The 18,733-nt window shown below is 69.1% G+C and carries 15 protein-coding genes; 9 read left to right on the top strand and 6 right to left on the bottom strand.

Annotated elements, in window-relative coordinates:
* Nucleotides 1-13: 13 nt before the first annotated feature.
* The 7 genes from ispF (at nucleotide 14) to ACFTE1_RS17755 (ending at nucleotide 8,611) form a co-directional block, all read left to right on the top strand.
* On the top strand, nucleotides 14-478 hold the full coding sequence (ispF, locus tag ACFTE1_RS17785) for a 2-C-methyl-D-erythritol 2,4-cyclodiphosphate synthase (RefSeq protein WP_380624302.1): 465 nt from the start codon (nucleotides 14-16) through the stop codon (nucleotides 476-478).
* Between the two features lie 183 nt (nucleotides 479-661).
* Nucleotides 662-1,486, top strand: coding sequence for a tetratricopeptide repeat protein (locus ACFTE1_RS17780; protein WP_380623947.1), 825 nt, complete (start codon nucleotides 662-664; stop codon nucleotides 1,484-1,486).
* 64 nt (nucleotides 1,487-1,550) lie between these two features.
* Nucleotides 1,551-2,768, top strand: coding sequence for a fumarylacetoacetate hydrolase family protein (locus ACFTE1_RS17775; protein WP_380623949.1), 1,218 nt, complete (start codon nucleotides 1,551-1,553; stop codon nucleotides 2,766-2,768).
* A 207-nt stretch (nucleotides 2,769-2,975) separates the two neighbouring features.
* Complete coding sequence (locus ACFTE1_RS17770) at nucleotides 2,976-4,226, top strand: glycosyltransferase (RefSeq protein ID WP_380623952.1); 1,251 nt, start codon at nucleotides 2,976-2,978, stop codon at nucleotides 4,224-4,226.
* Between the two features lie 225 nt (nucleotides 4,227-4,451).
* Nucleotides 4,452-5,630 (top strand): glycosyltransferase family 4 protein, encoded by a 1,179-nt coding sequence (locus ACFTE1_RS17765; protein WP_380623954.1) that lies wholly within the window; start codon nucleotides 4,452-4,454, stop codon nucleotides 5,628-5,630.
* A 326-nt stretch (nucleotides 5,631-5,956) separates the two neighbouring features.
* Entirely contained in the window at nucleotides 5,957-7,168 is a 1,212-nt protein-coding gene (locus ACFTE1_RS17760; RefSeq protein WP_380623957.1) for a glycosyltransferase family 4 protein, read from the top strand.
* 228 nt (nucleotides 7,169-7,396) lie between these two features.
* Complete coding sequence (locus ACFTE1_RS17755; RefSeq protein WP_380623960.1) at nucleotides 7,397-8,611, top strand: glycosyltransferase family 4 protein; 1,215 nt, start codon at nucleotides 7,397-7,399, stop codon at nucleotides 8,609-8,611.
* Between the two features lie 110 nt (nucleotides 8,612-8,721).
* Here the strand turns inward: ACFTE1_RS17755 and ACFTE1_RS17750 are convergent, their stop codons facing one another.
* Nucleotides 8,722-9,420 (bottom strand): phosphocholine cytidylyltransferase family protein, encoded by a 699-nt coding sequence (locus tag ACFTE1_RS17750; protein ID WP_380623963.1) that lies wholly within the window; start codon nucleotides 9,418-9,420, stop codon nucleotides 8,722-8,724.
* A 227-nt stretch (nucleotides 9,421-9,647) separates the two neighbouring features.
* Between ACFTE1_RS17750 and ACFTE1_RS17745 the strand changes: the two genes are divergently transcribed.
* Together ACFTE1_RS17745 and ACFTE1_RS17740 are read left to right on the top strand one after the other, a co-directional pair.
* Complete coding sequence (locus tag ACFTE1_RS17745) at nucleotides 9,648-10,409, top strand: IspD/TarI family cytidylyltransferase (protein ID WP_380623965.1); 762 nt, start codon at nucleotides 9,648-9,650, stop codon at nucleotides 10,407-10,409.
* 255 nt (nucleotides 10,410-10,664) lie between these two features.
* The gene (locus ACFTE1_RS17740; RefSeq protein WP_380623967.1) at nucleotides 10,665-12,377 is read left to right on the top strand and encodes a CDP-glycerol glycerophosphotransferase; all 1,713 of its coding nucleotides are present in this window, start codon (nucleotides 10,665-10,667) and stop codon (nucleotides 12,375-12,377) included.
* Nucleotides 12,378-12,521: 144 nt separating this feature from the next.
* Here the strand turns inward: ACFTE1_RS17740 and ACFTE1_RS17735 are convergent, their stop codons facing one another.
* The 5 genes from ACFTE1_RS17735 to ACFTE1_RS17715 all read right to left on the bottom strand — a co-directional run bounded on the left by ACFTE1_RS17735 (nucleotide 12,522) and on the right by ACFTE1_RS17715 (nucleotide 18,468).
* On the bottom strand, nucleotides 12,522-13,121 hold the full coding sequence (locus ACFTE1_RS17735; RefSeq protein ID WP_380623970.1) for an acyltransferase: 600 nt from the start codon (nucleotides 13,119-13,121) through the stop codon (nucleotides 12,522-12,524).
* Between the two features lies 1 nt (nucleotide 13,122).
* Entirely contained in the window at nucleotides 13,123-14,406 is a 1,284-nt protein-coding gene (locus ACFTE1_RS17730; RefSeq protein ID WP_380623973.1) for a nucleotide sugar dehydrogenase, read from the bottom strand.
* 79 nt (nucleotides 14,407-14,485) lie between these two features.
* Entirely contained in the window at nucleotides 14,486-15,481 is a 996-nt protein-coding gene (locus tag ACFTE1_RS17725) for a Gfo/Idh/MocA family protein (protein ID WP_380623975.1), read from the bottom strand.
* On the bottom strand, nucleotides 15,478-16,590 hold the full coding sequence (locus ACFTE1_RS17720) for a DegT/DnrJ/EryC1/StrS family aminotransferase (RefSeq protein WP_380623977.1): 1,113 nt from the start codon (nucleotides 16,588-16,590) through the stop codon (nucleotides 15,478-15,480). Before ACFTE1_RS17720 ends, ACFTE1_RS17725 begins: the two co-directional genes overlap by 4 nt.
* Before the next feature lie 351 nt (nucleotides 16,591-16,941).
* Entirely contained in the window at nucleotides 16,942-18,468 is a 1,527-nt protein-coding gene (locus ACFTE1_RS17715) for a glycosyltransferase family 4 protein (RefSeq protein WP_380623979.1), read from the bottom strand.
* Between the last annotated feature and the right edge of the window lie 265 nt (nucleotides 18,469-18,733).

Genomic DNA, 18,733 nt, shown 5'->3' with positions numbered 1-18,733 from the left:
TCCGCCGCTGTCGATCGGGCACGGAAGCGACGTCCACCGCTTCGACTCCGACACGCCCTGCCGCCTGGCCTGCCTGGACTGGCCCTCCTCACCGGGCCTGGCGGGGCACTCCGACGGCGACGCGGCGGCCCACGCGGCCTGCGACGCGATGCTCACGGCGGCGGGGCTGGGGGACCTCGGGGCGAACTTCGGGGCCTCCCGGCCCGAATGGGCCGGAGCCTCCGGAGAGGCCCTGCTGCGGGAGACCGTCCGCCGTCTCGGCGAGACGAGGTGGCGAGTCGTCAACCTCAGCGTCCAGATCATCGGGGAGCGTCCCAAGATCGCGCCGCGCCGCGCCGAGGCGGAGAAGGCCATGACCTCCGTCGTGGGCGCGCCCGTGCGCATTTCGGCCACCACCACCGACGGCCTGGGATTCACCGGGCGCGGAGAGGGCCTCGCGGCCACGGCCACGGCGCTGCTCTACTCCGTCCCGGCCTGACCGGACGCCGTACGATTTGAGGACGGGCCGGCGCGCCCGGACCGAAAGCTCACCCGACCGGGGGAACCCGCCGCCCCGGCCGCACCGACGATGAGGCCGGGCAGGACGCCGGCACCGCCGAAACCGCGACCGGAGGAACGGGCCGGCCCCGGCCCGACAGCCACCGAACCGGAGGACGACCCAGTGGACGAAGACCACACCCGCCGCAGCGCCGACGAGTACGTCCAGCGAGGAGAGGTCTTCTACGACCTCGACCGCATCCCCGAGGCCGGCGAGGAGGCCGACGCCGCGCTCGCCGTCGACGCCTTCCACCCCGGGGCCAACGCCCTCGCCGGCACGATCGCCCTGTCCGAGGGCGACGCCGACAAGGCCCTCACGCTCGCCTCGACCGCCCTCGGCATGGACCCGTTCCACCCCCGCGCCGCCCAGGTGCGCGCCTACGCGCTCGCCGACCTGGGCCGCAAGGACGAGGCGCGTCAGGCCGCCGCCTCCCTGCTCGAGATCGACCGCGGCTCCTGGAGCGCCAACGTCCACTACGCGCTCATCATGCGCCGCGCCGGGGCCCCCCAGGAGGCCCTCGACGCCGCGTGGGACGCCGTCCGCCTCGCACCCGACGAGACGCGCACCCACCTCGCGCTGGCCTCCATCGCCGAGAGCCTCGACCTCGACGACCTCGCCCGGCGGGCCCGCCAGGCGGCCCGCGACCTCGACGCCGAGACCGTCACCCCCGCCACGGTGCGCCGGGAGGAGGAGAAGGCCCGGAAGGCCTCCTCGGTCCTCAACCGCCGCCCGAACCCGCACACGCCGGTCTACCGCTACGGCACGCCGCGGCTGGAGTCGTTCCTCCTCGGCACGGCGGGCGTCTTCGGCTTCGTCACCCTCATCGGCTTCACCATGCCGCCCGCCGGGCGTGCGCTCTTCGCCGGAATCGCCCTGGCCTGCGCGATCGGCTGGTATTTCGCCAAGCGGCGCCGCTCGGAGTTACCTCCCGCCGCCGTCGGTCGTTAACCCTGTGTCCCTCCGGGGCGGGCCGCCGGCCCGCACCGGGCCAGCACGATCGACAGGAGACGCCATGAGCAGCTGGGTCGCCGGCGCCGACGAAAGCCACTACAACGAGCACAACCTCCCCATCGGAGTCTTCTCCACCCAGGACGACCCCAATCCGCGCATCGGGGCGCGGATCGGTGACAGCATCCTCGACCTGCACCGGGCCGTCCTCTCAGGCGACTGCCAGACCTGTCCCTCCTGCACCGCGCTGCGCGAGCCGGCGCTCAACCGCTTCCTCTCCATGGGCAAGCCCGTATGGCAGGCCGTCCGCACCCAGATCCACCAGGCCGTCACCGAGCCCGCGCTCGAGGAGTTCGCGGTCAACTGGATGACCCCGCTCTCCCAGGCGACCATGCACGCGCCCCTGGTGGTGACCGACTTCGTGGACTTCAACTCCTCCGAGGCCCACGCGGCGAACCTGGGCCGCCTGCGCCGCGGGGGCGCCAGCCTCCTGCCGCCCGGCTGGAAGAACCAGCCGCAGGGTTACACCGGGCGCACCTCGGCGATCTACCCCTCCGGCATGGACGTCACGCGCCCGGTCGGCTTCCGCCGCGACCACACCGGGACGGTCCAGTACGGGCCCAGCATCGCCCTGGACCTGGAGGCCGAGGTCGGCTTCATCGTCGGGGGCACCACCGAGCCCGGCGTGACGGTCGGTCCGGACTCCTTCTCCGAGAACGTCTTCGGCGCGGTCCTGCTCAACGACTGGACCGCCCGCGACTTCGGCACCGAGGACAACGTGGCCACCGGCCCGTTCAACTCCAAGAGCTTCGCGACCTCCATGAGCGCGTGGATCACGCCGATCGAGGCCCTCGACGCGGCCGTGGCCATGGCGCCCGCGCAGGACGGCCAGGCCGCCCCGCACCTCAAGGAGTCCGACCGCTTCGGCTACGACATCGAACTGGCCGTGTCCATCAACGGGACGGTCGTCTCGCGGCCCCAGTTCGGCGACAACTACTGGACCCCGCCGCAGCTGATGAGCCAGCTGACCTCCAACGGGGCGCCGCTGCGCGCCGGCCTGCTCTTCGGCTCGGGAGCCGTGTCCGGAGCGACCCGCGAGCAGTGCGGCTCCCTGTTGGAGATGACCTGGTCGGGCCAGGAACCCCTCCTCGTCGACGGGGGGACCCGCCTCTACCTCGACGACGGCGACGACGTCAGCGTCACCGCCACCGCCCCCGGGCCGCAGGGCACCAGGATCGCGCTGGCGGAGGTGCGGGCCACCGTCCAGCCGGCCCAGGTTTAACGCATTCGAGAGATATACGAAACGTATTCCCGGTATGCAATTACATGCTAGTCTTCGCTTGACCATGAGCGCGACACGGGAACCGGGACGCCCGCCCGGCGGTGGTCCCGCCGCCGGGCCCCGGCCCTCGCCCGGCGGCGGCCGCCGGAGGGCCGCGCACGGTCCCACCGGGAAACCTCACACGAGACCCCTGCGGAGACGACGACCATGAAGATCACATTCGCCATCCGCCACGCCTACGGGCTCGGCGGCACCGTCAAATGCACCATCGACTCCGCCAACGCCCTGGCCGAGCGGGGACACGACGTCACGCTGCTCTCCCTGGTGCGCCAGCGGACCGAGCCCCGGTTCCCGATCCACCGGAAGGTGTCGGTGCGGGCCCTGTGGGACCGGCGGCGCCGGAGCGACGGCGGCGAGACGCTCTCCGCGAAGGACAAGGACCTCAGCCAGACGCCGTCGGCGACGCTCGTCGACGGCGTCAACGCCCTCAAGATGCCCACCGCCAGCGCGCTCTACGACGTCCGCCTCGCGAAGTTCCTCAGGCGGCACCGGGCCGACGTCGTCATCGGCACGCACGTGGGCATCAACCTGCTCCTCGCCCGGGCCGAGAACCGCCGCGCCGCCCACCTCGGCCAGGAGCACCTCTACTACTCCCAGTACCACCGGCCGGTCAAGGCCGCGATCAAGGAGCACTACACCGGCCTCGACGGCGTCGTGACCCTCACCGAGCTCGACGCCGACGACTACCGGAGGGCCCTGCCGGAACTGTCGGGGAAGCTGTGGACGATCCCCAACTCCGTGCCGCGCAACGACCTGCCCCGCGGCGAGACCGAGGCGCCCTTCGTCATGGCCGCCGGCCGCCTCGCGCCGGGCAAGCGCTTCAACGTGCTCATCCGCGCCTTCGCCGCCCTGCGCCAGAGCCACCCCGAATGGCGGCTGCGCCTCTACGGGGACGGCCCGGAACGGCGGGCGCTGGAGAAGACCGCCGCCGACGAGGGCGTCCTCGACCGGGTCGACTTCATGGGCACCGTCGCCCCGCTCGAAGCGGAGTGGGTCAAGGCCACCGTCGCGGTGTCCGCCTCCCGCATGGAGTCCTTCGGGCTGACGCTCGTCGAAGCCATGGCCGCCGGGACGCCCCTGGTGTCCTCCAACGTCGAGTACGGGCCCATGGAGTTCATCGAGGACGGACGCAACGGCATCCTGGTCGAGCCCGACGACCCCTCCGCGCTCGCGCGGGCCCTGGCCAGGACGATGGACGACCCGGCCCTGCGGGCGAGGCTCGCCGCCGGAGGGCGCGAGACCGCCGCGAGGTTCGAGCCCGCCGCGGTCGTCGACAAGCTCGAACGCCTGCTGGAAGATCTCGCCGGGAGAGCCCGGAACACCGGGATACTGAGACCGCGCGGGCGATTCTCCCGCCTGTTCCGACCCGGGGCCGCCCGGGATCCGCTCATGCCTTGACCCGCACGGTAAGGCGGCAGCCCGGCCGATACCGGCCCGTTGCCGCATTGTGATGACTTCCAGGTGCTCGACCAGGGGCGGAGGGGCCGCCGACATGCTAAAGTGGTCCGTTGTCCGCCGCGGTGTACCCGGAACCCCCGTCGTGCACGCCCCGGTACGGAATCCCGGGGGCGTCCCCTCCGACCGACGGCGGCGGACGGTCGCACGTCCCAGGGGAGAACCGGCTTGAGGATCACCTTCGTCATCAGGAACGTCTACGGTGTCGGCGGCACCATCAAGACGACTGTCGACTCCGCCAACGCCCTCGCCGAGCGCGGGCACGAGGTGTCCGTCATCTCCCTGCTGCGCCACCGCTTCCGCCCGCAGTTCCGGCTGTCCAGGAACATCGCCGTCAAGGCCCTGTGGGACATCCGCTCCCCGTGGAAGGGCGGCGAGATCCTCTCCGCCGCGGACAAGGCCCTGGCCGCGACCCCCTCCGTCGCGCACGTCGGCGGCGTCGACGCCATGAAACTCTCCGAGAGTTGCGGCCTGCTCGACGAGCGCCTCACCGCCCGCCTGCGCGAACACGACGCGGACGTCGTCGTCGGCACTCACGTCGGCATCAACCTCATCATGGCCCGCGTCGAGGACTGCGCCTCGGTATACGTCGGGCAGGAGCACCTCTTCTACGAGCAGTACCCCGCCCCAGTCAAGGCCGCCATGCGCGACCACTACCCGGCCCTGGACGGTCACACGACCCTCACCGAGAGGGACGCCGAGGACTTCCGCCGGGCCATGCCGGAGATCGCCGACCGGGTCTGGGCCGTGCCGAACTCCGTTCCCGCCAACGAGCACCCCCGGCAGGAGGAGCAGCCGCCCTTCGTGATGGCCGCCGGGCGCATGGCCCGCGTCAAACGGTTCGACGACCTGCTCCGGGCGTTCGCGCTGATCGCCGGCCGCTTCCCCGAGTGGCGCCTGCGCCTCTACGGCAAGGGCCTGCGGCTCCCCGAGCTGGAGGCGCTGGCCGCAGAACTGGGCATCGGCGACCGCGTCGACTTCATGGGACCGGTCTCCCCGCTCGACGCCGAATGGGCGAAGGCCTCGGTCGCCGTGTCGTCCTCGCTGCACGAGTCGTTCGGACTGACGCTCCTCGAAGCCATGGCCGCGGGGACCCCGCTGGTGGCCACCAAGGTCGCCCACGGCCCCGAGGAGTTCATCGAGGACGGCCGCAACGGCCTGCTGGCCCGCCCGAAGGACCCCGCCTCGCTGGCCGACGCCCTGGCGAGGGCCATGGAGGACCCGGCCCTGCGCAAGCGGCTCGCGGAGAACGGCCGGGAGTTCGCGCGCCGCTTCGAGCCCGAAGCGGTCCTAGACCGCCATGCGAGGGTGTTCACGGAACTGCTGGAGCGCCGCCGCCGGCTTTGAGCCCCGGCCGGCGTGACGGTCAGGTGTCCGATCTGCCTTGAACCCCGTGCCTACCCGGCCCGGCCGAAAGCGCCGCGGAATCGCCGTCCACCGTGGCCCCGCGCAACCGGAAACGGTGAATCACGACACCCGGACAGCGAGAGCGCAGCTCGGGCGGCCCGGTGCGATCCGGATCGCAGCGCGCCCGCACGCCATGGCGCAAGGTCTCACCGGTAGGTACAAAGTACCCTTGGACCGAGGCACGGACACCGAACGTCCACCCGGCAACACCAGCGGAGCACCCTACTCCGTCCCCTCCCACCTTTTCTCGCGAATGGGAGAACCAGATGAAGATCACCTTCCTCATCAGGAACGCCTACGGTGTCGGCGGTACCATCAAGACCACGCTCCACACCGCCAACCTGCTGGCCGAGCGAGGCCACGACATCACGGTCGCCTCCCTATGGCGCCATCGCAAGCGCCCCCAGTTCCACGTGAGCGAGAACGTCCGCCTCTTCGCTCTGATGGACCTCCGCGACCCCGCGAAAGGCGGCGAGAAGCTGGGCCGTGCCGACCGCGCCAGAGCCTCGAAGCCCTCCAAGACGCTCCTGGACGGCGTCAACGCCATGAAGACCGAGGCGAGCTCCGCGCTCATCGACCGCCGGCTCGCCGAATTCCTCAAGAGGCATGAGGCGGACGTCGTCGTGGGCACCCATGCCGGAATCAACCTGCTGCTCTCACAGGCGAAGAAGGTCCGGGCGCTGCGCGTCGGACAGGAGCACATGTACTACGACCAGTACAAGGAACCCGTGAAGGACGAGATCCGCCGCGTATACCCGGCACTGGACGCTTTCGTGGTCCTCACGGGCCTGGACGCCGACGACTACCGTTCGGCCGTGCCGGAGCTCGCCGAGAAGCTCACCGTGATCCCCAATTCCGTGGACCGCAACGGCCACGAGCGCCGGGAGGAGGACCCGCCGTTCGTCATGGCGGCCGGACGTCTGTCGCCCGTCAAACGCTACAGCCATCTCATCAGGGCCTTCGCGAAGATCGGCGCCGAATTCCCCGAGTGGCGCCTGCGCCTCTACGGCAACGGCCGAAACCGGGAGAAGTTGGAAGACCTCGCCGCCGAGACCGACGTGGCCGACCGAATCGACTTCATGGGAGCGGTCTCGCCGATCGAGGCGGAGTGGGCCAAGGCCTCCCTGGCGGTGTCGACCTCGAAGATGGAGTCCTTCGGCATGTCGCTCATCGAGGCGATGGCCGCCGGTACTCCCGTGGTCTCCACCCGCGTCAAATACGGCCCCATGGACTTCATCGAGGACGGCCACAACGGCCTCCTGGTGGAGCCCGGCGACATCGACGCGCTCGCCGAGCGCATGGCCGAGGCCATGCGCGACTCCGTCCTCCGCAAGGAACTGTCGGAGAACGGGCGGGAGGTCGCCCGCCGCTTCGAGCCCGAAGCGGTCATCCACGAGCACGAGGCGCTGTTCCGCAGGCTGAGCGCCCAGCGCCCGCGCAGATCCGGTTCTCTCGCCGGCCTTTTCGGCCGCGCCTGACGCCTTCCGGGATCCTCTCCGCCCGGACCGGGACCTCATTTTTACTCACATTCCTGAAATCCGTGCAACGAATCAGCACCCTTTCGCGTCTTACAGGTAAGTCCTCATCGCAGACGGCCTAACGGACAGGCATAAAGGGGATTCCCATCCTTTTCGGATTCGTTACGATTCCCCATGTGCCCGATCCCATAGCCGGCCCCGACCCTTCTCGCCACTGGAGGTCCACAGATGAAGATCACCTACGTCATCCGCAATGTCTACGGCATCGGCGGCACCATTAAGACCACCATCGACTCGGCGAACGCCCTGGCCGACCGGGGGCACGAGGTCTCCGTCGTCTCGCTCATGCGGCACCGGGCCGATCCGCAGTTCCCGGTGCGCCCCTCGGTGAAGGTCTCCGCCCTGCTGGACGTCAGGCCTCCCAGAAAAGGGGGAGAGGTACTGCGGGGAAAGAACAAGAAGCTGTCGCAGCTGAAGTCCAAGGCCCTCTGCGACGGAGTCGACGCGATGAACATGAAGGAGAACAGCGCGCTCCTGGACCAGCGGCTGGAGCGCTATCTCGGCAGGCACGACGCCGACGTCGTGGTCGGCACCCACGCCGGCATCAACCTCGTCCTCGCGCAGATGGAGGAACGCAGGCAGGCCGTGGTGGGGCAGGAGCACATGTACTACGAGCAGTACCGTAAGCCGGTGCAGGCCGCGATGCGCCGCGTCTACCCCGCTCTTGACGCGCTCGTCGTCCTGACCGAGCTGGACGCCGAGGACTACCGCCGCGCTCTCCCGGCCGTCGCCGACCGGATGGAGGCGATCCCCAACTCGATCCCCCGCAACGAGCACCCGCGCGAGGAGGCCGATCCTCCGCACATCATGGCGGCCGGGCGCCTGGCCCCGATGAAGCGCTACGATGTCGCCATCCGGGCGTTCGCGCACGTCGCCGACCGGTTCCCCGAGTGGCGCCTGCGCATCTACGGCAAGGGCAAGCAGCGCGACGAGCTGGAGGCCCTGGCCGCCGAACTGGGAGTCGGCGGCCGAGTCGAGTTCATGGGGGCGGTCTCGCCCCTGGACGTCGAGTGGGCGAAGGCGACGGTCGCGCTCTCATCGGCGTGGAAGGAACCCTTCGGACTGACCCTCGTCGAGGCCATGGCGGCCGGCACGCCGCTCGTGTCCACCGAGGTCAAGTACGGGCCGATGTCCTTCATCGAGGACGGCTACAACGGCCTGCTCGCGCCGCCGCAGGACCCCGAGGCCCTCGGGAACGCCCTGGCGCGGGTCATGGAGGACGAGACTCTGCGCAAACACCTGTCCGAGAACGGCCGGGCCGTGGCGGCCTCGTTCGAACCCGACAAGGTCGTCGCTCAACACGAGGACCTGTTCCGACGGGTCGCCGAGGCGAATCCGCCGAAGCCGAGGCCCGGCCTGGTCGCCCGGCTCTTCGGGCGCTGACCGGCATCCGCTCCGCCGGGCACCGGGACCGCGCCGTGACCGGGGAGCCGGCCGGAGACGGCGAAGCGGGGCCGGAGGACGTCCCCTCCGGCCCCGCCCGCGGTCGCGTTCTACTGGAACTGCTTGTTGGCGCTCTGCAGGTCGTCCTCGAAGTCGACCTCGATGACATTGTGGGACGAGATGTCGACGGCCTCGAACTTCGCGCCGTCCTTCTCAATGGCCAGCTCGATGCCGCGCTCGAAGTAGTCCTGGGCGTCGACCTCGTCGAGGCGCTGCGCCAGGCGGATGCGGTCGTCGGCGGAGATGTAGTTGATGCCCACGGCCTCGCCCAGGGCCGACTCGGTCGGGACCGTCTTGGACAGCTGGTTGATGAAGCCGTCGGCGCCGAGGGTGTACTTGACCTCCTCGTCGCTCACCGACGCGGTGTTGACGCTGATGAAGGAGCGGTCGGTGGCGATCTTCGGCAGCAGCGCGTCGAGCACCTGCGGGTCGAAGACCACGTCGCCGTTGAGCCACAGGACGCCGCCGGGGCCGATGGTCTTGAGGGCCTTCAGCAGGGACTTGGAGGTGTTGGTGTCGCCGTAGTCCTGGTTGTACACGAAGCCGACATCGGGGACCTCCTCCATGATGACCTCCTTCTTGAACCCCACGACGAGGTTCGGCGTCACGCGGGAGAAGCGCGAGGTGAGGAGGCGGAGGGACCGGCCGAGGATGGTCTCTCCGGTGTTGAGGGGGGTCAAAGGCTTGGGGTGCGGCTTGCCCAGGCGAGAACCCACGCCGGCGGCGAGGATCACGATGTTCAGCGACATAATCTATCCTTAAAGAGACGGTGTGAGCCCGGCTGCCCCACTCGGCGGGTGCCGCTCGGCTGCTGGTCAGTGGGCACCGAAGTGCCTGTATGGCGTCCGATCGGTGCGCGCGGCACGGCGGCCCGCCACGAGCGACGATGGTACCTTACGGCCAGGTTATTTCAAAGCTGACGCCATGTGAACGGCACATGGCCGCACCGCCGGTCACGCAGAGAGGAATGGTGCCCGTGCGCGGGTCGAACGATACGGTCGCGGTGGTCTTGGCCGGGGGAATCGGCAGCAGGGCCGGGCTCGGACATCCCAAGCAGTTCGCGGTCCTAGCAGGACGGACGCTCCTGGAGCGCACGGTCGCCCGGTTCGAGCGCTCCGAGGCCGTGGACGGGATCCTCGTGCTCATTGCCCCCGACCACATCGACCGGGCCGAACGCATCCTCAAGGAGGCCGGCTTCGCGAAGATCGCCGGAGTCGTCCCCGGCGGCGAACAGCGCAGCGACAGCACCCGGGCCGCACTTGACCGGATCGCCGCCGACGGCGGCGCCGCCAAGGTCCTCGTCCACGACGCCGCGCGCCCGTTCGTGCCCGACCGCGTCATCCGCGAGGCGGTCGGAGCGCTGGACGACCGGGACGCGGTCAACGTGGTAGACCCGGTTACGGACACCCTGGTCACCGTCCGCGACGACGGTGAGGGGGGCGAGGCGCCCGCCGAGGTCGTCGACCGCTCCGCCGTCCGCCGGGTGCAGACCCCCCAGGGTTTCCGCTTCCCCGTCCTCGCCGAGGCCTACCGGCTCGCCGCCGGGGACCCGGACTTCCGCGCCACCGATGACTGCTCGGTCGTCATGCGCTACCTCCCCGAGGCCCGGATCGCCGTGATCGCCGGCGATCCCTGGAACATGAAGGTCACCGGGCCCGCCGACGTCCTCGTCGCCGACCTCATCGCCGCCCGGCTCGATGAGACGGGCACGGGAGCCCTCGGCGGGGAGTCGGAGTGACGGCCTTGCGACCGGGCGCACACCGGAGCCGCCGAGCACGGCCGCGGCGGTGACGCTCGTCGCTGCGGTGCGCGCCTGAATGGGTGCAAGTGGCCTGCACAGGGCGTAGGATGGTAACTTTTTTCCTGGCGTCTCCCCTTCTCCGCTCTCACCCGCGGACCGACGGCGCCCCTCGCACACCCGGGCCGCCCCGAAGCGGTCTGCCCTTTTTCGCCCCATCAGGGCGGATTCCCTGACACGGATCAACCGAGGTACATGATGCTTGCACAGCTCAAAAGACTGCGGAGCGCCGGAATATCGGCCGCGGCCATCGCGGCCGTCGTAGTCGGGTTCACCTTCCCCGGCAGCATGGCCGCCATGGCCGTCTCCCTCCTGGTCTTCGCCGCGGTCTGGAAACTCGCGGGCACCGGAATGGCCGCCTACGGTAATGCCCGCATACTGGCCTGCCTCGCCCTGATCGTGAACGTGTGGCTGCTCAATCCCGACCGCCTCGTCTACCTCACGGCGGTCGTGGTGTACATGGGCTACATCGCCGTCGCCTCCAATGTGCGCAAAGCGCTCGGAGTCGGGTTCCTCAACTCCTACAACCTCGGAGTCCGACGCGGCACCTTCGTCCGCCTGACGCAGCCCGCCGTGGTGACACGGGTGGGCAACGGCCTCGCCGTACTCGTCGCCGCAGTCGGATTCGTACCCGAGGGCGCCGCTCAGACCGCCGCCGACATCGCACTGGCCTCGGTGCTAGCCGTCTTCTTCGGTGTCGTCGGCGCCCGGGTCTTGAGCGCCCTTGTACAGCGCCAACGCGACGCACACCCCGTCGACGCCCAGGTCGTCGAGGCGGTCGAGGACCTGGAGCCGCGATTCGCCGTCCACTTCGCCGGAACCCCCGGATCCGAGTACCAGCTGACCATGTGGTTGCCCTACTTCGAGGCCGTCGGCGACCCCTACATCATCATTGTCCGCGACGCCCACCTCGTGCCCGGCATCGTCGCGGCCACCGACGCCCCGGTCATCCACGCCCCCGCGCAGTCGGTTCTCGACAGGCTTCTGCCCGACACGGTGCGCGCCTGCTTCTACTCCAACCACGCCGTCAAGAACACCCAGCTGATCAAGAACGGCGACTACATCCACATCCAGCTGATGCACGGCGACTCCGACAAGGCCATCAGCCGTTCGGCCGCCTCGCTCGTCTACGACCAGGTTTGGGTCGCCGGGCAGGCCGGCGTCGACCGCTACCACCGCCACGGCGTCGACATCCCCAACTACAAGTTCCGCATCATCGGGCGTCCTCAGCTGAGCGACATCGCCGTCGGCGAGCGCAGCGAGGAGGACCGCGCGTCCGACGGCCGCACCACCGTCCTCTACACGCCGACCTGGGCGGGACTCAACTCCGACGCGGACTACTCGTCCCTGTCCCAGGCGCACGGCATCGTCGACGCGTTGCTGGAACGGGATGTGAACGTCATCTTCCGCACCCACCCCTACACCAAGGTCAACCCGGCCTACCTGCGGATCGCGAACGAGGTCCAGGAGAAACTGGCCGGCGACCGGGAGAGGACGGGCAAGAAGCACCTCTACGGCGCCCCCGCCGAGACCGAAGTGACGCTGACCGAGTGCGTCAACCGCGCCGACGTCGCCATTTCCGACATCTCGGGGACGGCTTCGGACTGGCTCTACGGCGGTCGCCCGTTCGCCATGACGGACCCGCGCGGATACGGGGACGAGTACGTCGAGGAGTTTCCGATCGCCAAGGCGGCCTACCGGCTCCGCGACGATCTCTCGAACCTAGAGGAAGTGCTCGACGAGCTGCTCGTGCACGATTCCCTCGAGGGAGGCCGGGCCAAGGTCCGCGTGTACTACCTCAGCGACATCCCGCCGGAGGGTCTGGTGCGGGCCTTCACCGAAGCGTGCCGGGCGACATACGCCAAGCCGGTGGTGAAGAGGGCGCTGGCCGCCGAGTCCGGAGTCTGACCGGGAACAGCTCTCGCCGCCTCGACGCGGTGGCGAGAGCGGGGCTCTCCCCATGGAAAGCCGGTGTACCGGGCCCGAACGAGAAAAGTCGTGGACGAGCCGCCGCTGCGGCCCGTCCACGACTTGGTCAGTCGCCCCGCGGTCTCAGCCGGCGAGAGACAGGTGCCCCGCGTCCTCGCGGTACGTCTCGTCCGTGGCCGGACAGCGCCACAGGGTCTCGTCCTCGCGATCGCGCACGAGCTTCTCCCCGGCACGGCCGACCCAGCCCGCCCGCTTGGCGGGCACGCCCATCACGAGCGCGTGGTCCGGCACGTCGCGGGTGACGACGGCCCCGGCGGCGACCATGGCCCACTTGCCGATGCGCACCGGGGCGACGCAGACGGACCGCGCGCCGATGGAGGCGCCCTCGCCGATGTCGACTCCCGTGGCCTCCCAGTCGGAAGCGGACTTGAGCCCGCCCGACGGAGTCACCGCCCGGGGGTTGTGGTCGTTGGTGAAGACCGCGGCCGGGCCCACGAACACGCCGTCCGCCAGACGCGCGGGCTCGTAGACGAGCGCGAGGTTCTGGATCTTCACGTTCGAGCCGATCTGGACGCCCGAACCGATATAGGCTCCGCGCCCTACGATGCAGTTGTCCCCGAGCACCGCGTCCTCGCGGATCTGGGCGAGGTCCCAGACCGAGGAGCCCTCTCCCACTTTGGCATTGTCGGCCACCTGGGCCGACTCCTGAATCCGGATCGCCACGCTACTCTCCGATCACTACGCGCCGGACCCCGGCCCACGCCTGCGGGTCGGTGATGCGGCGGCCGTCGACCAGTACCTTCGCGGAGGGGAAGTCCTCCGCCTTCAGCGACCGGTACGCCTCGTGGTCGGCCTGGACGACGATGGCGTCGGGCGCCGCCTCTTCGCCGGCCGGAAGGCCGAGCTCCTCAAGCTCCCGGGAGGTGTACATGGGGTCGGTGACCGTGACGGCCGCTCCCTTGGCCCGCAAACTCTCGACGAGCGGGAAGACTCCGGAGAAGGCGGTCTCCTTGACGGCGCCGCGGTAAGCGGCGCCGAGTACGAGGACCCGCGCGCCCTTCACATCGCCGTAGGCTTCCTCCAACCTGGCGACGGCGTAGGACGGCATGTCCGCGTTGGCCTTCCGCGCGGCGCGGACGACTGTCGCGTCCGGGTCGTTCCACAGGTACATCTGCGGGTAGATCGGAATGCAGTGTCCCCCGACCGCGATGCCCGGCCGGTGGATATGGCTGTACGGCTGGCTGTTGCACGACTCGATGACCTTCATGACGTCGACGCCGTGCTGGTCGGCGAAACGCGCGAACTGGTTGGCCAGCCCGATGTTGACGTCCCGGTAAGTGGTCTCGGCGAGCTTGGCCATCTCGGAGGCCTCGCTGCCGCCCAGGTCCCACACCCCGTTCGGCCGGGGAAGGTCGTCGCGCTCGTCGAAATCGAGCACCGCCTCGTAGAACTCGACGCCGTGCCGGGTCGATGCCTCGTCGATGCCGCCGACGAGCTTGGGATAGCGGCGGAGGTCGGCGAACACCCGGCCGGTGAGAACGCGCTCGGGGCTGAAGACCAGGTGGAACTCCTCGCCGGCCTTGAGGCCCGAACCCTTCTCCAACATGGGGGCCCAACGGTCTCTGGTCGTGCCGACGGGGAGGGTGGTCTCGTAGCTCACCAGCGTCCCCGGCTTGAGGCCCCTGGCGATGTCCTGTGTGGCGGAGTCCATCCACCCGAAGTCGGGAGTCCCCTCCGCGTCCACGAAGAGTGGCACCACCACGACGACGGCCTCGGACTCGGCCACCGCGGCGGCCGTGTCGGTCGTCGCGCGGAGACGGCCGTCCGAGACCACCTCGTTCAGCAGCTCGCCCAGCCGGTGTTCTCCGGGGAAGGGCTCGACTCCGCCGTTGACGTCGTCGACGACGCTCTTCTGGACGTCGCAGCCGATGACGGTGTGGCCCTTTGTGGCGAACTGGACCGCCAGCGGCAGGCCGATCTTGCCCAGAGCCACGACAGTGATCTTCACAGTCAGTTCTCCTTGATGTGCTGGTTTTCGGACGGGACCGGTCGTCGCCGTCGGAGCCTTGAAGGTGTCAGAATGGTCTTCACTGCGCGGGCACGGCCGTGCCGTTGTTCGCGGACTCGAGCATCATCTCCGACACGGTGACGACCTTGAGCCCCTGCTCGATCGTGACGATGTCCGCCTCGCGGCCGAGAACCGCGTCCCGGAACATCTCGTGCTCCACCAGAAGGGGCTCGCGCTTCCGCACGGCGTAGCGGATCATGTCGCCCTCGGACACGCCCCGGAACGCGGCGACGGCCTCCCATTCGGTGTCCTCCACACCGTTGGAGTGGAACGTCAGGTCGCCGGTCAGGGTGTCGGCGGTGAAGCTGCCCTTGTCGCCGGTGACGACGGCTCGGCGCTCTTTGAACGGGCTGAGCCAGTTGACGGCGTGGTTGGCGATGACCCCGCCGGAGAGGCGGGCGGTGGCGGTCACCATGTCCTCGTGCGGCCTGCCGCTGCGGTGCTGGGTCTGCGCGAAGACTGTCTCATAGGACTCCCCGGTGACCCAGGCGGTGAGGTCGATGTCGTGGGTGGCCAGGTCCTTGACCACACCGACGTCGGCGATGCGGTGCGGGAACGGGCCCTGGCGCCGGGTGGCGATCTGGAGGATGTCGCCCAGCTCGCCGTTCTGCAGGCGAGCGCGCATGCTCTGGACGGCGGGGTTGTACCGCTCGATGTGCCCGACTCCCGCCACGAGGCCGCGTTCGGAGAAGGCTTCGGCCAGTTTTCCGGCGGCTTCGGCCGTGTGCGCGAGCGGCTTCTCGATGAGCGCGTTGACGCCGGCCGCCGCCAGTTCGAGGCCGATCGGTTCGTGGAGCGCGGTGGGGCAGGCGATGACCGCGTAGTCGAGGCCGTACTTCAGGAAGTCATCGAGCTCCTTGACGACGGGGACGCCCGGGCTGGCCGCGATCTTGTCCACCTGCGGGTCCAGCGCGACGGCGAACTCGACTCCCTCCAGCGAGGAGAGGACGCGGGCGTGGTTGCGGCCCATGGCGCCCAGGCCGATGAGTCCGGCGCGGATACGGTGACTGCTCATTGACGGGATCCTGCCTTTTCGACTGCTTGTGCGATGCGCTCGAGGTCGGAGCGGCTCAGGGACGGGTGGACGGGCAGCGACAGCACTTCGCCGGCCGCCTTCTCCGTCTCCGGGAGGTCCCAGGTACGTCCCCTCTCCTGGTCGACGTCCCAGAACGGCTTGAGCCGGTGGATCGGGGTGGGGTAGTACACGGCCGAGCCCACGCCCTCGTCTTTCAGGACCTCCTGGAACCTCTCGCGGTCGCCTTCGACTCTCACCGTGTACTGGTGGTAGACGTGCGAGACGCCGGGGGCCACGTGCGGCGTCACGACGGAGGAGATGTTCTCGTTGAGGAACTCGGCGTTCGCCTGCCTCTGCAGGGTCCACTCCTTGAGGCTCGCGAGCTGGACCCGGCCGATGGCCGCGGAGACGTCGGTCATGCGCATGTTGGCGCCCACGACCTCATTGGCATAACGCTGTTCCATGCCCTGGTTCCGCAGCAGGCGGAGCGTCCTGGCCAACTGGGCGTCGTCGGTGGAGACTATGCCGCCCTCGAGCGCGTGCATGTTCTTGGTGGGGTAGAAGCTGAAGGTTCCGACGGAGCCGAAGGACCCGACCGGAGTCCCGTCGATGGAGGACGCGTGCGCCTGGCAGGCGTCCTCGACGACCGCCAGGCCGTGCTTGTCGGCGAGCGCGGTGAGGGCCGTCATGTCGGCGGGGTGGCCGTAGAGGTGGACCGGGATGATCGCCGCGGTCTTGGGGGAGATGAGGGACGCGGCCGATTCGGGGTCGATGTTGAACGTGCGCGGGTCGATGTCGGCGAAGACCGGCTCCGCTCCGACGAGGCGGACCACGTTGGCGGTCGCCGCGAACGAGAACGAGGGGACGATGATCTCGTCGCCCGGTCCGAATCCGAGCGCCATGAGCGACAGCTGCAGGGCAGAGGTTCCGGAGTTGACGGCAACGCAGTGCTCCGTCCCCGAGGTCTCGGAGAACTCGGATTCGAATGCCGCCACCTCGGGGCCCTGCACCACACGTCCGGTTCGCAAGACTGCCACTGCGGCTTCTATCTCGGCGTCCCCGATCCGGGGTGCCGCCGGGGGTATGAACTCGGAAGGGTTCGATGACATTGTGTCTCCAAGGTATGGTCTGCGACTCTCGTCTTTGAGAGCTGTAGGGACTGCGCCCGAATCCGATAGGCAAGGTGTATGCCCAGGACCATAGGGGCAAGCACGGCCATCGTACAGGAACGGTGTCGCCCTGTTCGACGGTGCGGGCGGCGCTGTTGCCGGTCGTCGCCGCGCGTTCCGGGCCCGGATCACCGCTGGTCCGCCGAGTCGGCGGAGCGCGGGAATCGGACCCGGTGGGAATACGATTGCGTCGTAAACTCGTGGAAACCCGGCGTTCACCGCAATGCCGGGGATCCGGTGGCAATCTCGGACGAGTCGACCGGCGCGGCGGTATCACCGCTGTGGCCTTCGTCAACCGAGCAGCGCGCGGTAGGCCTTGTCATAGGCCGGGTACTGCTCTTCCCAGGTGAATCGGTCGATGAATCCGCGGTCGCGGTAGGGCGCGGTGTACCGTTCGCGGTCCCCCAGGACGGTTCGCAAGGCGGTTGCCAGCTCCTTCGGTTTTCCGGCCGTGAACACTTCGCCGATCCCGTGCTTCGCGGTGAAGTCGGCCATGGCCTTGGCGTCGGATACCACGACGGGGAGCTCGGCTTGAACGTACTCGAGCAGCTTGGTTCCGAGGGCGAGGTCGTGGTTGACCGGACCCCTCCAGAGCGGGTAGACGCCGATGTCGGCGGTCCTGATGTACTGGATGATGCGGTCGTAGGACACGTACGGTCGGAAATGGGCCCGGTCGGCGACCCCCAGCTCCGCGGCGAGGGTCTTGAGACTGCCGATGAAGCGTTTCGAGGGGTCGGGGACGAGGAAGACGGCGTGGACGGAGTCCAGCTCCGGCAGCGCCTCGACCACGTCCTGCAGCCCCCTCCGCTGTGCCGCGGCGCCGGCGTAGACGACGATGCCCTCTTCCGGGGGGATCGCGAACTCCGTCCGGACGTCCGGAGCCTCGCCCTCGGGCACCTCCATCGGGTCGGAGCGGTCGTAGCTCATCGGGGCGTTCAAGATGATCTCCGGTCGGTAGTCCAGGCCGTGGGTCTCCTTCAGGCATTCCGCGATGGGCTCGCCCACCGTGACGATCATGTCGGCCCGGTCGATGTAGCGGCTCTCATAGTCGGCCTGCGAGACCTCCCACTTGTATCCGTAGCGTTCCAGCCCCGGTACGAACTCGTGGCAGTCGTAGAGCACCTTCGGGTCGCGTCCGGCACGTCTCAGGAGATCGCGTGCCCGCACGGCTATGCCGACCATCCGGAAGTCGTGGGCGTGGATGATGTCGGGGTTCAACGAGACTATGTGCTCCAGGAACGCCGATTCGAAGCGCAGCGGGGTCTTGTCGAGGCGGCGCCAGACCTTGATTCCGGGCACCTTGCTCCAGAGGTCGGCCTCCAGGCGTTCGAGCCTCCCGTCCTCCCGCCTCCGGGCCCAGCGGCGGGCTTCACGTGTCTTCTCGACGCGGTGGCCGATCCAGGCGGACCGCAGTCGGTGACGCAGCGGTGCGGCCTCGGCGAGCGCGTTCCAGAAACCCTCGCCTGCCAGGTCGGAAGGCAGTTCTCTACCCGGACCGGCCATCGCGTCGACGATCTTGGCCCGGATGAGGGCCTCCTTCTGCGCCGCGCGGCTGCCGTCCTTGTAGGCGAGGGGGAAGCGGAGGCGCTTGAGGCGTCTCCGCAGTGAATTGTCGGGAAACTTCTTCCCCAGGGGGATTCGGCGTACCTTCGCGCTCCCCAGCGTGTACTCGTCACCGACCTTTCCCGGAGCGATGCCGAGCAGGTGCACGTCCCAGTCGGGCCCCGCGAGGGATTTGGCCGCTTTCTGGACGCGGGAGTCGCCGTCGATGGCATTGTCGACGAGCATTGCGACGACGGGCCTACCGTCTTTATCCACGCCGTTTCCTTTCCACAGGGGTTCTGCGCCGTAGTTTTGCGCAGGGGATTCCAGAGATGTCAAGGGAGTATGTTACCTGTGTTTTCCCGGTCCGATGTGGCGGGCTCTCGTTGAGTATTGAAATAGTCTTGTATATCAATAAAAACTGTGCATCGGGCATCCACATGCTCGAGCCCAGTGCACTGCGCCTTATGTGAGTGATGTTCGCCTCTCTGGCGGACGGTTTCGGGATTTCGGATGCACAATTCCGGTCTCTTTTTCCGGA

Source organism: Salininema proteolyticum (assembly GCF_042685645.1).
In the GTDB taxonomy this organism is placed as follows: domain Bacteria; phylum Actinomycetota; class Actinomycetes; order Mycobacteriales; family Micromonosporaceae; genus Salininema; species Salininema proteolyticum.
This window is presented reverse-complemented; position numbering and strand designations above follow the sequence as displayed.